At 64.5% G+C, this 14,031-nt stretch carries 10 protein-coding genes; 5 read left to right on the top strand and 5 right to left on the bottom strand.

Translation table 11 applies throughout. The features are described 5' to 3' along the window. Positions 1 to 698: 698 nt before the first annotated feature. The 4 genes from rpsT to AB4037_RS06875 all read right to left on the bottom strand — a co-directional run bounded on the left by rpsT (position 699) and on the right by AB4037_RS06875 (position 7,962). Complete coding sequence (gene rpsT, locus AB4037_RS06860) at positions 699 to 965, bottom strand: 30S ribosomal protein S20 (protein WP_149253229.1); 267 nt, start codon at positions 963 to 965, stop codon at positions 699 to 701. A 157-nt stretch (positions 966 to 1,122) separates the two neighbouring features. After that, entirely contained in the window at positions 1,123 to 1,920 is a 798-nt protein-coding gene (locus AB4037_RS06865; RefSeq protein WP_441771187.1) for a TSUP family transporter, read from the bottom strand. A gap of 278 nt (positions 1,921 to 2,198) precedes the next feature. After that, positions 2,199 to 3,599, bottom strand: coding sequence for a virulence factor family protein (locus tag AB4037_RS06870; protein WP_441770985.1), 1,401 nt, complete (start codon positions 3,597 to 3,599; stop codon positions 2,199 to 2,201). Positions 3,600 to 3,900: 301 nt separating this feature from the next. Next, positions 3,901 to 7,962, bottom strand: coding sequence for a Pls/PosA family non-ribosomal peptide synthetase (locus AB4037_RS06875; RefSeq protein ID WP_441770986.1), 4,062 nt, complete (start codon positions 7,960 to 7,962; stop codon positions 3,901 to 3,903). Between the two features lie 175 nt (positions 7,963 to 8,137). On the opposite strand from AB4037_RS06875, the gene AB4037_RS06880 reads away from it, so the two are divergent. The 3 genes from AB4037_RS06880 to AB4037_RS06890 all read left to right on the top strand — a co-directional run bounded on the left by AB4037_RS06880 (position 8,138) and on the right by AB4037_RS06890 (position 10,632). Then, the gene (locus AB4037_RS06880; protein WP_441770987.1) at positions 8,138 to 8,458 is read left to right on the top strand and encodes a PepSY domain-containing protein; all 321 of its coding nucleotides are present in this window, start codon (positions 8,138 to 8,140) and stop codon (positions 8,456 to 8,458) included. A 90-nt stretch (positions 8,459 to 8,548) separates the two neighbouring features. Next, on the top strand, positions 8,549 to 9,220 hold the full coding sequence (locus AB4037_RS06885; protein ID WP_441770988.1) for a response regulator transcription factor: 672 nt from the start codon (positions 8,549 to 8,551) through the stop codon (positions 9,218 to 9,220). Continuing rightward, positions 9,217 to 10,632 carry a sensor histidine kinase gene (locus AB4037_RS06890; RefSeq protein ID WP_441770989.1) on the top strand — a complete coding sequence of 472 codons (1,416 nt, stop codon included), beginning with the start codon at positions 9,217 to 9,219 and terminating at the stop codon, positions 10,630 to 10,632. Before AB4037_RS06885 ends, AB4037_RS06890 begins: the two co-directional genes overlap by 4 nt. 17 nt (positions 10,633 to 10,649) lie before the next feature. On the opposite strand, the gene AB4037_RS06895 is transcribed toward AB4037_RS06890, so the two are convergent. Then, complete coding sequence (locus AB4037_RS06895) at positions 10,650 to 11,195, bottom strand: GNAT family N-acetyltransferase (RefSeq protein WP_441770990.1); 546 nt, start codon at positions 11,193 to 11,195, stop codon at positions 10,650 to 10,652. A 476-nt stretch (positions 11,196 to 11,671) separates the two neighbouring features. On the opposite strand from AB4037_RS06895, the gene AB4037_RS06900 reads away from it, so the two are divergent. Together AB4037_RS06900 and AB4037_RS06905 are read left to right on the top strand one after the other, a co-directional pair. Continuing rightward, a complete protein-coding gene (locus AB4037_RS06900; RefSeq protein WP_441771188.1) occupies positions 11,672 to 12,805 on the top strand; it encodes an ABC transporter ATP-binding protein in 1,134 nt (377 codons plus the stop codon). A 27-nt stretch (positions 12,806 to 12,832) separates the two neighbouring features. After that, entirely contained in the window at positions 12,833 to 13,984 is a 1,152-nt protein-coding gene (locus AB4037_RS06905; RefSeq protein ID WP_441770991.1) for an ABC transporter substrate-binding protein, read from the top strand. Positions 13,985 to 14,031 lie beyond the last annotated feature (47 nt).

Raw genomic sequence — 14,031 nt, forward strand, 5'->3', positions numbered from 1 at the left:
CATGACCCGTTCCGAGAAAAAACATACCGAACCGGCCCAGTCGGGTGCAACAGGCAAATCTCAATGATTCGTTAATGGCCCCTCAATGTTCCCGATTCGGACAGCAGGTGCCTTCGCCGCCAAAGTCGCAAGGTGTTGAGGAGTCGATGGAATCATGGAGGCGGCAAAATGACTCAAAAATATTCATTTCGGATGCGTAAAGATTGCGAGGCTTCGTAATTTGCCCGGCACGCGCCGGGATGGCTGCAGGCCTACTTTTCTCTTATCCCATAAAGCCATGAAATATATGAGAAAATTTTGACCGACCAGGGAGGGTGGATGGCCATCCTGGCCAAACCTTGAGTCAAGGGGAAAGATTGCCCAGTCCATCATCATTAGTATTATAATACCTCAATCGGGAAATATTGTTACGAGACGATGACAATCGTGGGTCGCGCTTTCTGCCAAGGCTCAACCCGGAACAAATGTTTCCCAGGCACCGTCGACGCGGACGGCTGGAACGCCGGCGCGGCAAGGGACGGGGCCGGAACGATGGCGCGCGACATCGGAGGGGCCGTAGGCCCAGGCGCCTTCCCTCCCTTCGGCCGGGGGACGCCAAACAACAAAAACCCGGCTTCGAGGGCCGGGTTTCGTCACCTAAGGGAAAGCAAATAAAGTGGTTCGATCACCTGTCTTTATTCGATGTCCTGCTGTTCGGCTCAGGCGCTGAGCTTCTTCACCGCATGGGCCAGACGCGACACCTTGCGCGACGCCGTGTTGGCCGGCAGCACGCCCTTCTGGGCAGCGCGCATGATCTCCGGCTCGGCGCTCTTGAGTGCAGCGGCAGCCTTGGTCTGGTCACCGGCAGCGACGGCTTCCTCGACATTGCGGATGAAGGTGCGCATACGCGAGCGGCGCGCCTTGTTCACTGCGGTGCGCACTTCGATCTTGCGCGTAGCCTTCTTGGCCGACTTCGTATTGGCCATGGTCCCTGCCTGTTCAGCCGGCCGCATCCATAACGATCCCTAAGAATCGCCGAAAGGCCGTGCGTTGCCTGAAATTGATAAGTTGCGGGCGCTACGAGCGCTCGCTATTGGAAGGCGGCTCTTTACATGCCAATGACTTCGCCGTCAACGACGGACTTCACTGGAACAGCGAAATAACGGCCTGATGCAAGGGATTGGTCGGGTCGAGCAGCAGTTTGACGGCCACCGAGCAGCACACCAGCACCAGAAGAGGCCGGATGAGGCGTGCGCCTTGGCGCACCGCCATGTAGGAGCCGGCCTGGGCGCCCACGAACTGCCCCACCCCCATGACCAGGCCCGCTACCCAGACGATCTTGCCTGCAAGGATGAACAGGATCAGGGAGGCGAAGTTGGAGGTGAAGTTAAGGAGCTTGGTGTTGGCGGTGGCATGGATGACGCCATAGCCGCACAGCGCCACGAAGGCGAGCATGAAGAAGGACCCCGTGCCAGGCCCGAACAGGCCATCATAGAAGCCGATCAGTGGCGCCATGGTGACGGTGAACAGGGCCGGCGTCATGCGGGCCTTGCCGTCCTCGATGCCGGCCTTGGGCGAGAAGCGGGAAGAGAACGCAAAATAGAGCGCCATGGCGATCAGCAGCACCGGCAGCGCCGCCGACAGCAGCGACAGGGGTGCGACACTCACGGCCGCCACGCCGAGGCAGGCGCCGATCAGGGTCGTCACCACCATCCAGCGCGTCTGGTGAAAGTCGACATGGCCGCGCCGGGCAAAGGCGATCACCGCAGAGCCCGAGCCGAAGCTCGATTGCAGCTTGTTGGTGGCCAGGGCCGCCACCGGATCGAGCCCGGAGAGCAGCAGCGCCGGAATGGTCAGCAGGCCGCCCCCGCCGGCAAGGGCATCGACGAAGCCGGCCACCAGGCCGACGGCGCCCAATATGGCGATGAGAGTCCAGGTCATTTCCACGAGCGAACGTCTTCCTTCCGAAAGGCCTGCAGCCGGCACGCTCATAGCGTTTTGCGATTTGTCGGAATCATTTCAAATCGCAAAGGCGCGTTGAACCAAAGAGTCAGAGTAAAAGGGTGTTTTTAACAAAACGCGCTTTGCTCTAGCGGTCCGGAAGGCGAGAAAGCCCCCGGCTAGGCCATCCCAGGGCGCTTGGCAAGCCATTCGCACTGCCGGAGGCCGCGATGGGAGAGGGAGTGCAAGAAGCCGGGTACTATGCTGACGACCGGCGATCAGAAATTGTGCGGCGCCGATTTCAGCCGCCCGAGGATCATCCTGGCGATCGGCTCGTAATTGCCGTCGAAATGGTGGCCGCCCGGCCGTTCGACCAGGGTGGCCCCCGTCATGGCCGGGCCCAGGCAACCGCTCTGGCCGGGATCGCGCTCCTCTGTACCGTAGAAGCACATGACGCGATCGAGCGGCATCGTCTTCACCGCCGGCTCGATGCCGACATCGCTGTCATTGTTCATGCCGAGATAGCCGGAGACCGAGATCTCGAAGCTTGCCCTGGGGTCGAGACTGAGCAGGGCGACCAGCTTGATGGTCTCATGCGTGCTGTGCTGCAGGTTGCTCCAGGCGAAGGGCAGGACACCGGCACCCATGGAATAGCCGACCAGCGCGACATGCCTGACGTTCCAGCGCCTCTTGTAGCGATCGATCAGGTGGTCGAGGTCGGTTCCGATCTGGGCGGGCGATTTGCGGCGCCAGAAATAGCGCAGGGAATCGACACCGACCACGGCGACACCGTTGCGGCTGAGATAATCCGAGATGCGCTTGTCGATGTCGCGCCAGCCGCCATCGCCCGAATAGAACACCACCAGCGTGTCGGCCTCCCTGGCGGGAATTTCCTCCACGGGCATGTCCTGCACGCCGCTGCCGGCATCCAGACGCGCAAGCTCGAGGGCCGCGTCCGCAACCGCCTCGAGACGGTCCGTGCCGATGGGCCTGATCTCGCCGACCGATCCCGTCCGCGCCAACGCGGTGAGAGCGCCAGCCCCGGCGCCGTCGGGGATGGCGATCCAATGCGCGGGCAGCCTGGCAGGCAGGTGATAGGTGACGGCGCCGTCGGCGGTGCGGATCGAATCGGCGCCGCAGAAGGGCAGCCGCGGTCTGAGGGTGGGATCGAAGCCGAGGCTGACCGCCCCCGCGATCGTGTTCGCCGGCGCCTGCATGTCCGAGACGAAGGCCAGCGTCCCGCCAAGGCCGCTGCCGACGATCACCGGGCGCTTATAGGTCGCGACGCCGAGGTCCCGCTGCGCGGTCTGCGAGAACTCCTCGAACAGTCCCAGGGCATAGTGGCAGCCGGTCTGGGTACCGGCGTCGAGCGCGGCCAGGAGATGGGGGCTGGAGAGCAGGGCAACGGCCGCGCCTCGCTTCACCAGACGCTCCGCGGCTCCCTGCAGCGCGGCTGTGAGGCCCTGGCTGTCCGACAGCAGCACGATGAAGGCATCAGGTTCTCCGGACGGAGCGAGCACATCGACGGGGCCGAGCTTTTCATGATGCAGGGTAAGGCGGCGCCCAGGCGGCTGCCTTGCCGGGATCAGGGCGGACATGGCGAGGGCCAGACCGGCCAGGAGACTGGCCAGGAGACCTGCCACGACGAGGAAATGGTGGGGCCGGGCCACGCTCTTCATATTTTGATCGCGACGCAATCCCGGTCCTTGGCGCATCCGCAGGAACACGCCCTGCGACGAGCGGCAACCTAGCCGGGGTCCATAAAAACTATGTGTCGTCGCACCTTGGGGTGCGACGCGGCCAGTTTGCCCGGCTTTGGGAGGGAATTAGGGCGGGATTGGAGTCGGATTATGGCTACGCGTCACCGCACCGCGAGAGGCTCGCCAATCGCATATCGCGGTCATCGAGGTACCGGGTATGCTTCTTCGCGCAAAGAGCCGGATGCCTCCACCGGCCCTTGTCCGATGGAGGCTGCGCGGGTTACTCCGCCGCCTCGGCGAGGACGGGGATCAGGGCCGGTTCATGGGCCTCGGCGCTTGCCGGGGCCGCGATCTGGGCCTGGGCCGGTATGCCGGTCCATACCGTCGAGGCGGGGAGCGCCTCGCCCTTCATGATCAAAGTCAGCAATTCCACCTGGGCAAAGGGGCCGATCTCGGTATCGTAGAGCACGGTCGCTCCGGTGCCGATCGTGGCGCCATGGCCGATGCGGATACGACCCACCTTCATCACCCGGTCCTCATAGAGGTGGGTCTGCGGGCAGGCGCCCATGTTGAGCACGGCGTAATCGCCGATCTCGGTGCAGTCGAACTCGCAGATGTCGGTGGTGTTGATCCAGGTGCCCTTGCCGATCTTGGCACCGAAGGGGCGCAGCAGCCAGGGCAGGAAGGGCGTACCCCGGAGGTAGTCGAGCAGCATCTTGCTGGCGAGGCCGCCATAGATCACCGCAACGCCTTCCGTGCGCATGGCCCACCAGGACCACATCGGACGCATCATCGGCTTGTAGGTGCCGATCAGCAGCCATTTCACCGCGACGGCGGCCAGGTACATCAGGCCGGAGATCGCCAGGCCCGCCACGAGGAAGATGCCGGTCGCCTCGAGCCAGGCCCCTTCGGCCAGCACGGAGGCGAGGATGTCGGCGGTGATATAGGCTGCGGCGATCAGCACGGCCGTCGGCAGCGAAGTGTGCAGCGTCTCGAACACCACACGCAGCAGGCGCATGCGCAAGGGCGGCGCATAGGTCGTGCCGGCGGCGGCCGTCACCCTCTGGCGGGTCGGCATGGCGATGGGCGGGCTGCCCAGCCAGGTCTGGCCGGCGCCGACATTGAGAGAATCGGGCAGGCGCGACTTGATGCCGATCAGGGCATCGTCAGCCACCACAGAGCCCTGAGATACCACCGAGGAATTGCCGAAGAAGCAGCGGTCGCCCGTCTTCAGCCGCTTGAGGATCATGCGGCCATTGCGGACCTCCTCGTCGCCGAAGATGGTCTCGTCGCCGATGAAATTGTCGCGGCCCATTTCGATCAGGTCGTAGCGCCCGGCAAAGCTCGCCGAGATCTCGGTGCCCTTGCCGATCTTGGCCCCCATCATGCGGTACCAGTTGCGCATGAACACGGTGGCATAGAGCGAGTTGAGCGTTTCCAAGAGGGATTCGGTCGAGAGGCCGATCACCCATTTGCGGAAATAGAGCGAACCGAAGATCGAATAGGAGCCCTCCCGCACTTTGGGCAGCAGCAGCCAGCGCAGGACCACCATTACCGCCATAGAGACCACGATCAAGGCGAGCGCCGCCGGCCAGGCGGCGATGGCCACCAGGCTCCAGGACAAGGGCTGGTCCGGATTGGCGCCGAACAGGGCCTCGACTTCCGAGAACAGCGAGAAGGCCGGGAAGATCGGCAGCAGGCCGATGACCAGGCAAAGATTATAGGCGATGAAATAGCCGACGGCCTGGACGGAGCGGCCGAAGCGGCCGAGGCGGGGATGGTCGGCCGGATCGTCCTGCTCGGCAGGACCGATTTCGGCGGCAGGCGCTCCCTCCCAATGGCTGCCCGGTGCCACCATCGTGCCCTGCGGCAGGGCGGTGAGGTCGCCGATCTCGGCGCCGTCGCCGATCACGACGTCGCCACCGATGACGCTGCCATTGCCGATGCGTGCGCCGGCACCGATCTCGATGCGCCCGACATGGACCTCGTTGCCGATCACCTCGACATTGGCAAGCTTGAGCTTGGTGCCCAGGCTCGCCCGGTCGCCGATGGTGATGAGATCGATCGCGCCTTCTTCGAAGTCGTCGATCATGGCGTCATCGCCGATGCGTGCGCCGAGGGCGCGCAGATAGACGCGGATGAGCGGCGAGCCCTTGAGGAATTTCGGCGTGGTGAGCTGCACGATGCGCTGCATCAGCCAGATGCGGAAATAATAGGCGCCCCAGAGCGGGTAGACGCCCGGCTTGGTGCGGCCGATCACCAGCCATTTCAGGCCGACGACGAGCAGCTTGGTGGCGAGGTTGAGGCAGATATAGACCCCGCACAGCACGGCTAGCTCGGTGACGATGGAGGCATCGTCGCCCACCAGCAGCATGCTGGCGAGCAGGAGGCCGATCCATTGCACCGAGACGAGGGCGACGATGAAGGGCAGCGTGACGGCCTGGGCCAGGCCGCACAGGAAGCGTCGGGCGAGCGGCACGGGCTCGAAGCTGCGGTCGGGCGGCGGCGCCGAGGCCGTTGCAGCGGCACTCTCGTCCAGGGCCCTGGCGAGATTGCGCAGGGTGCGATGGGTATAGAGGTCGCGGATCGCGATACCCGACAAAGCCGGCACGCGGCGGACCTCGGAGACGAAGCGCGCTGCCAGCAGCGAATGGCCGCCGAGCTCGGTGAAGAAATCGGCCTCGAAATCGATCGCCGGTGCGCGCAACAATTCCTGCGCCGCCTTGAGCAGTTGCGCCTCTGTCCAGGAGCGCGGGGGCTCCTGTTCGCCGGCCGTGGCCTGGCGCTCCGGCACCGGCAGGGCGGAGAGGGCCTTGCGGTCGACCTTGCCCGACGGCAGCACCGGCAGAGCGTCATGGAGCTGGAAGGCCGAGGGCAACATGTAACGCGGGATCTTGGCGGCAAGCTCACGTTTGATCCGGTCGAGGTCGATCTCGCCCTGTGGCACCAGATGGGCCACCAGCGTATCGCCGGCCTCGCTCTGATTGGCCGTCACCACTGCAGTACGGATGGCAGGATCGGCTGCCAGCAGGCTCTCGATCTCGCCGAGCTCGATGCGATAGCCGCGGATCTTGACCTGGCTGTCGATGCGACCCTGGAAGACGATCCGGCCGTCCGCCTTGAGGCTCACCGCGTCGCCGGTGCGGTAGAGCACGGGATCGGAGCTATCGATGGCGAAGGGGTTGGCGATGAACTTGGCTGCCGTCATCTCGGGCAGATTGAGATAGCCCATGGCGACGCCGGGGCCGCCCACCAGCAATTCGCCGACCTCGCCGGGCGCCAGCAGGTTGAGCTGGTCGTCGACGACATAGGCGGTGTAGTTGGGGATCGGGCGTCCGATCGTGATGTCTTCGCCGGCCTCGAGCTCGGCCGAGGTCGCCACCACCGTGGTCTCGGTGGGGCCGTAGGTGTTGAGCAGGCGCCGGCCGGGCTTGGCAAAGCGGGCGACCAGAGCGGGCGGGCAGGCCTCGCCGCCCAGGATGATGGTGTTCAGCCCGGCGACGTCCCGGCTCAGCATGGACAGCAGCGTCGGCACCGTGTCGATCACGGTGATGCCCTCGGCTTCCAGCATTTGGGGCAGGGCGTCGATGTCCTGCAGCACAGCTGCGCTGGCGATCTTCAGCGTGGCGCCGACCATATAGGGGATGAAGATCTCCTCCAGCGAGAGGTCGAAGGCGATCGAAGCCTGCTGGAGCACCACATCGTCGGCCGTGATGCGCAGGCGTTCATTGCCGGCACGCAGATAGTGGCAGATGTTGCGGTGGGAGACCTTGATGCCCTTGGGCTTGCCGCTGGTGCCGGAGGTGTAGATGGCATAGGCGGCGTCGGTCAGCACTGGCGCGAGGCTGGCGGGCGTATCGCGGCGCGGATCGGCCAGCAGGGCGTCGAGCGTCACCGTCTCGGCCTCGACGGCGGCATATTTCTCGGCCTGCGGCGCATGGGAGATCAAGAGGCCCGCGCCGGCATCGGCGAGGCTCGCCGTCACCCGCTCGGGCGGAATGTCGGCATCGAAGGGAATGAAGCTGGCGCCGGTCTTGACCAAGCCGAGCAGCGCGACGTGCAGCTCGATCGAGCGCTGGAACCAGAGGCCGACGAACATGCCGGCGCCGACACCACGACGGACCAGGGCGGCGGCGACCCGGTCGGAGCGCTCATCGAGCTCGCGATAGGTCAGGCGCTCGCCGGTGCCGATGGCACCAAGGGCCTGCTTGTCGGGAAAGGCCACGGCGGACGCCCTGAAGATCGTCGCCAAGGTTTCGTCGCGGAGAAGGTCGGGACGCTGCTCGCCGCGAACCACGGCGAGCGGCCCGGCGGCATTTACTGGTACAGGAGAAGACAACACACGCGTAATCCTTCGGCCGGCGATTCGGATGGTGGCCAAAAATCGTTTCGAGGTATTGTAGCGAGGTGCGCGTTGCGAGCGTCTGACAGCGCCTGCAAGCCAATTGCAAGCTTGGTTTCGGTACACTGTGCAGAGGGGGAGCGAGGGCGCCCGGGAAACCCTGCTTAGGAGATTCATGACGGCTTTCAACGCCAGGTCCAGTGCTTGCGCGGGACTGCTACTGACAATTGCTTGCTTCATGCCGCCGCTCGAAGGGGCGATGGCGGGGGGGGCTCATCGTGGTCAGCCCAGCGGCGTGCTGATCCGCCGCCCTGGCGCGCATTCATTCAAGGACATTTCCGCAGCCGTGGCCCGCGAGGTGCCGGGACGCATCCTGCGTGTGCGCGAATTGCGTCGCGGTGGGCGCTTGCTTTACATGGTTCGCGTCCTCAGGCCGGACGGCAAGCGCCGCGACGTGCTTGTCGATGCGGTGACGCTGGCCTTGGTCGATAAATAGGCTTAATGTCCGGCCTAGCTTGGCAGTGACTTCCTTGGCCCGGCCGTATCAGCCCATGAGATCCTATCTCCGAGATCCTAGCCTCGCATCATGCGTATTCTGGTTGCCGAAGACGAACGAGCCATCGTCGACGATATCCGTCGCAGTCTCGAAGCCCAGCAATATATCGTGGTGACGGTGTTCGATGGCGAGGAAGCCCTCTTTGCCGGTGAGAACGAGCATTTCGACCTGGTGATTCTGGATCTGGGCCTGCCCAAGCTCGACGGGCTGACGGTGCTCCGGCGCTGGCGCCTGGCGCGGCGTGGCATGCCGGTACTCATCCTCACCGCGCGCGACGATTGGCGCGACAAGGTCGACGGCATGGATTCGGGCGCCGACGACTACCTGACCAAACCCTTCCGCATGGAGGAATTGCTGGCGCGTGTCCGGGCCCTGGTCCGCCGTGCCTCGGGCCAGTCCTCCCCCGTCCTGTCGAATGGCGTGCTGGAGCTCGATACGCGCCAGCGGGCCGTCTCCTTCTATGGCAGTCCGGTACAGGTGACGCCGCTGGAATATCGCCTGCTCGCCTATCTCCTCCATAATGCCGGCACCGTGATGTCGCAGTCCCAGATCACCGACTCGATCTACGATCAGGATGTGGAACATGACTCCAACGCCCTCGAAGTCGTAGTCGCCCGCCTCAGGCGCAAGCTCGACAACTCCGTGATCGAGACGCGCCGGGGCCAAGGCTATGTCATTCCGGCCGAGCTTCAACGACCGTGACCTCCTTCTCCCTCAGGCGTCGCATGTTGTTCGGCTCGGTGGTGGCGATCGTGGTCGCCACCATCCTGGCCGGCATCGGCATCGACGCGATCTCGGGCCTGGCGATCCGGGCTCTCGAATTGTCCGAGGTCGAGGACGAAATGCGCCTGCTGCTCGGCAGCATCGAGGTCAACGGCTCCAACCAGCTCACGATCGACGAGGGGCCGCAGGACCCGCGCTTCGAATTGCCCAATGGCGGGCTCTATTGGCAGGTCGGGCGGGGCGGCAATGTCGAGCTGCGCTCGCAGTCGTTGTGGGACCAGGGCCTGCCCTGGCTGCATGCGACGGCGGTCAAAGGCGGTGGCAAGGTCAACGATCTCGTCGGACCGAATGGCAGCCAGCTGCTGGCGGTGGAACGTTCGATCGTCATCTCGACCGCGAACGGCGATCAGACCGTCAGTGCCCTCATCGCCCTCGACAATGCCCAGCTTTCGCCGGTGAAATGGCGCTTCTTCTATGCAATGGCCCCCTCGCTTGCCGTGCTGATGGCGGCGCTGCTTGGCGCAGTCATTGCCTTCCTGCGCTATGGCTTCCGTCCGCTCGACAAGCTCAGCGTCGAATTGCTGTCGCTGCGCAGCCGCCCGGCCCGCAAGATCAGCGGGCGTTATCCCGACGAGATCCAGCCGCTGATCGACAACCTGAATGCACTGATCGCTTCGCGCGAGGCGCAACTCATCGAGGCGCGCAGCCGGGCGGGTGACCTCGCTCACGGCCTGAAGACACCGCTTGCGGTACTGGAGGCCACCGCCCGCTCCCTGACCGACAGCGGGCAGGCGGCCGCGGCGAATGCCATCCGCGACGAGGTCTGGCGCATGGACGCCCAGGTCAAACGCACCCTTGCGGAGGCGAGAGCGAGTCTGGCGGCGGCGCAATTGTCGGGGCGTGTCGACACCCATGCCGTGTTGTCCAAGCTGGTCTCGACCATGCACAAGCTCTCTCGTGACAAGGACATGACGTTCGGCCTCGAAGCCCCGCAGGGCATCGTGATCGCCATGGACGAGAGCGATTTCACCAACATCGCCGGTAACCTGCTCGACAATGCCCGCAAATGGGGGAATTCCCAGGCAAAAGTGCGCCTGATGGCGCAGACGGCCTCGCCCATCATCCTGCTATCGATCGAGGATGACGGACCTGGCCTGCCGCCCGATGCGGAAAAATCCTTCATCGAACGCGGCAAGCGTCTCGATGAAACCGTGCGTGGCACCGGCTTCGGCCTCGCCATCGCCAAGGACATCGTCGAAGCCTATGGCGGCGAGCTTCACATCGCCAGATCGAGTCTCGGCGGCCTCGGTGTCGAGGTGCATCTGCCCAAACGGCTTATTGTCACCGACACGGGCGATGACGATCCTGTCGAAGGGCGGCCCTCGGCCTGATGCCGGGCTGTTGACGCTCACAAGGTCAGACGCATCACTTGCCGGCGGGAGCCGGCCCGGCCGGCGGCAGCAAAGCCACGCCCTTCGAACAGTGCGACGAAGCCCATGAAACGGTAGCTCGGCGAGTTCGGATCGACGGGATAGGCCTCGATCGCCCGCGCTCCCCGGCTGCCGGCAAGCGCGATGGCCGCATCGAGCAGGGCGCGGGACAGGCCGGCCTTGCGGTGGTCGCGCCGCACGAAAAAGCAGACGATCGACCAGACGCCGGCCTCCCCGTCGTCCTGACTGGGCGAGAGCCTGAGGTAGCTCTCTCGCGGTGCCAGTGAGCACCAGCCGACGGGCTCGTCGTCGAGATAGCCGAGAAGGCCGATCGGCACGCCGGTCCGGACACGCTCATGCAGTGCCTGCTTGCGGGCGGCATTGTCGGCCGAGCTACGCTCTTCCATCGGCCGCCAGGCCATGCACCAGCAATATTTCGGCACGCCCTTGCCTTCGAACAACGCCTCGAAGTCGGCCCAATTGGCGGTGGTGACCGGTCGGGTGGAAAATCTCGGATCGACCATGCGGTTGACCTCTGGCTGTCTGCCGCGTCCGTTTCAACCATGCTCTCCCTGGAGAGTAGCCTCCGGCATTTGTGGAGGCGGTGCCAGCGAAATCGACAGGCAAAGCCACGGCCGGCGATTTTGGATGCCGAGCCGGCGAACCGTCATATGCCTGTCACGTCGAAACGGCAGGGATAAAACGTGGCAAGGCTTCTGCACAGCTGTGCAAATAGAGGCTGGCTTACCGGCAACCCTGCTTCGGTGTCGTTGGAGCAGATTCCAACGACTCAGGATTGAGCGAACGACTGCGATGGAATGGCTCTGCGCTATTGACAGGAGTTTCGGGCAGAGCGAGCATTGCACAGCTGTGCAATCAGACATGGCGATGAGGAAACGAGAGGGGATGGCGCCGCCGGTTGCAGGCGTCCTGCCTGAATCGAGGACGCCGGGCTCTGCCCGCAGGAGGTTGTGCCGTGAAGCCGAGTGATCAAACCCAGATGGACCGATCCTTGGCGACAGGCTCCTTGCGGCAGCCCCTGCTCGAGGTCGACAGGGCCTCGGTAAGGCTGGGCAACACCCAGGTCTTCGAGAATCTGAGCCTGACGGTGGGCGAGGGCGAATTCGTCGCCCTGCTCGGTTCGTCGGGCTGCGGCAAGACCTCGCTTCTGCGCACCATCGCCGGCTTCATCCAGCCGCGTTCCGGCGCCATCCGCGTGCGGGGACGCGACATCACCGGCGAGCCGCCGGATCGGCGCGGCATGGCGCTGGTGTTCCAGACCTATGCGCTCTGGCCGCATATGACGGTGGCGCAGAATATCGGCTATGGCCTCAAGCTGCGCCGGCTCGATCGCACCGAGATCGCTGCCAAGGTCAAGGACATCACCGCGTTGCTCGGCCTTTCCGGGCTGGAGGAACGCAAGCCGGCGGCGCTCTCCGGCGGCCAGCGCCAGCGTGTGGCGCTCGGGCGGGCGCTCGCCGTCAGCCCCGACATCCTGCTGCTCGACGAGCCGCTGTCCAATCTCGACGCGCGCATCCGCCTCACGGTGCGCCAGGAGATCAGCGCCCTGCAGCGCCGGCTCGGCATCACCGCGATCCATGTCACCCATGATCGCGAGGAGGCCATGGTGATGGCCGACCGCATCGTCATCCTCAACGCTGGCAAGATCGCTCAGATCGGCACGCCGGAGGAGGTCTACAACCAACCGGCTTCCGCTTTTGTCGCCGCGTTCATGGGCGCCGAGAACAGCCTGCGCCTTACTTGCAGCCCCGCTCCTTCTGGCGAGGGCCTGTTGCGGGTGGAGGGGACGGGCGGTGCGCCTGCCCTGATCGCTGCAGCCGGACGGCCGGTCGTTTCAGGCCCATGCATCGCCCATTTCCGGGCCGAGGCGGCTGAACTGCATGCAGCTGGGGGCCAGGCAGCCGAACTTTTGGCGAATCCCACGCGAGGCTTCCTGGCACTGCCGGGGGAGATCGGTCAGGTCAGTTTCCCGGGCGGCTTCTGGCGCCATGTCGTCGCCACGCCGGCCGGGCCGCTGGTCGTCGATGCGCCCAAGGCCTGGCCTGATGGCGCGAAAGTCAATGTTCATATTCCCGAGACAGGCCTGTTCGTCTTCCCCGGCGAACATGGCTGAACCGTAACGAGAGACAGGAGAGTTCGGATGAGACTGGCTGCATTATCCGCCGTCGCGGGGCTGCTTGCCGCCGCGTTGCCCCTGGCAAGCACCACGGCATCGGCCGAGGAACTGACGGTGATCACGGCGGGCGACCAGAACATGGTCGACTACGTCAATAATTTCCTGGCGCCGGCTTTCGAAAAGCAGAATCCGGGCACGACGGTCCGCGTGGTCGGCACCGGTCCTGGCGATGCCGGTTCGCAGAAAATCGTCGAGCGGCTCGATGCCCAGAAGAAGGCGGGCAAGGAAGTCTATGACGTTGACGTCGCCGTCATCCACGAGAAGGTGGCGGGCAAGCTGGTCCAGGATGGGCTGCTCGATAAATATCGCGGCAATATCGACACGGGCAAGCTGGTTACGCGCACCAACGCCAAGCTGGCGCTCGGGGCCGATGTCGACGGCTATGTCATGCCGATGTTCAATAGCCAGACGGCCATCGCCTACAATCCGGACCTGGTGTCCAATCCGCCCAAAACCTTCGACGAATTGGTGACCTGGACCGAGAAGAACCCCAAGCAGTTCGGCTATAACGGCATCAAGGGCGGTGCCTCCGGCGTCTCCTTCGTGATCAGCTGGATCTACAATTATGCCGGCGATGCCAAGGTCCTGCAGGAAGGGCCTTACGATGCCAATGAAAAGACCAAATGGGACGATGCCTTCGCCAAGCTGAAGGCCTTCAACAAGAATGTCGCGCTCACCCCCGGCAATGCCGGCACGCTCGACATGCTCAGCCGTGGCGAGATCGCCATGGGTGCGGTGTGGGTCGACATGTTCTATTCCTGGAAGGCCAACGGCCAGCTGCCGCCCACCATGAAGCTGGTGCTGCCGGCACCCGGCATGCCCGGCCAGCCGATGCACTACGTCATCCCCGCCAAGACCGCCCATAAGGCGCTGGCCGAGAAGTTCATTGCGCTCGCCACCAGCCCCGACGTGCAGGCCAACGGTATCGTCAAGCAGTTCAACTGGTATCCGGGCATCGACGCCAAATATGTGCAGGACAAGCTCGATCCGGCGATCTGGCAGAAGCTGTTCACCGACATTTCGCCCGACGATCTCGCCAAATACGGCAAGTCCTTCCCGATCGGGCCTTATTACGCCGATCTGCTCGAAGCCTATGAAAAGAAGGTGGCGGAGTAGGGGGTGTGTGCCTTCTCCCCTTGCGGGAGAAGGTGCTCAAAAATCTC

This window comes from Labrys sp. KB_33_2, from assembly GCF_052114505.1.
Taxonomy (GTDB): Bacteria; Pseudomonadota; Alphaproteobacteria; order Rhizobiales; family Labraceae; genus Labrys.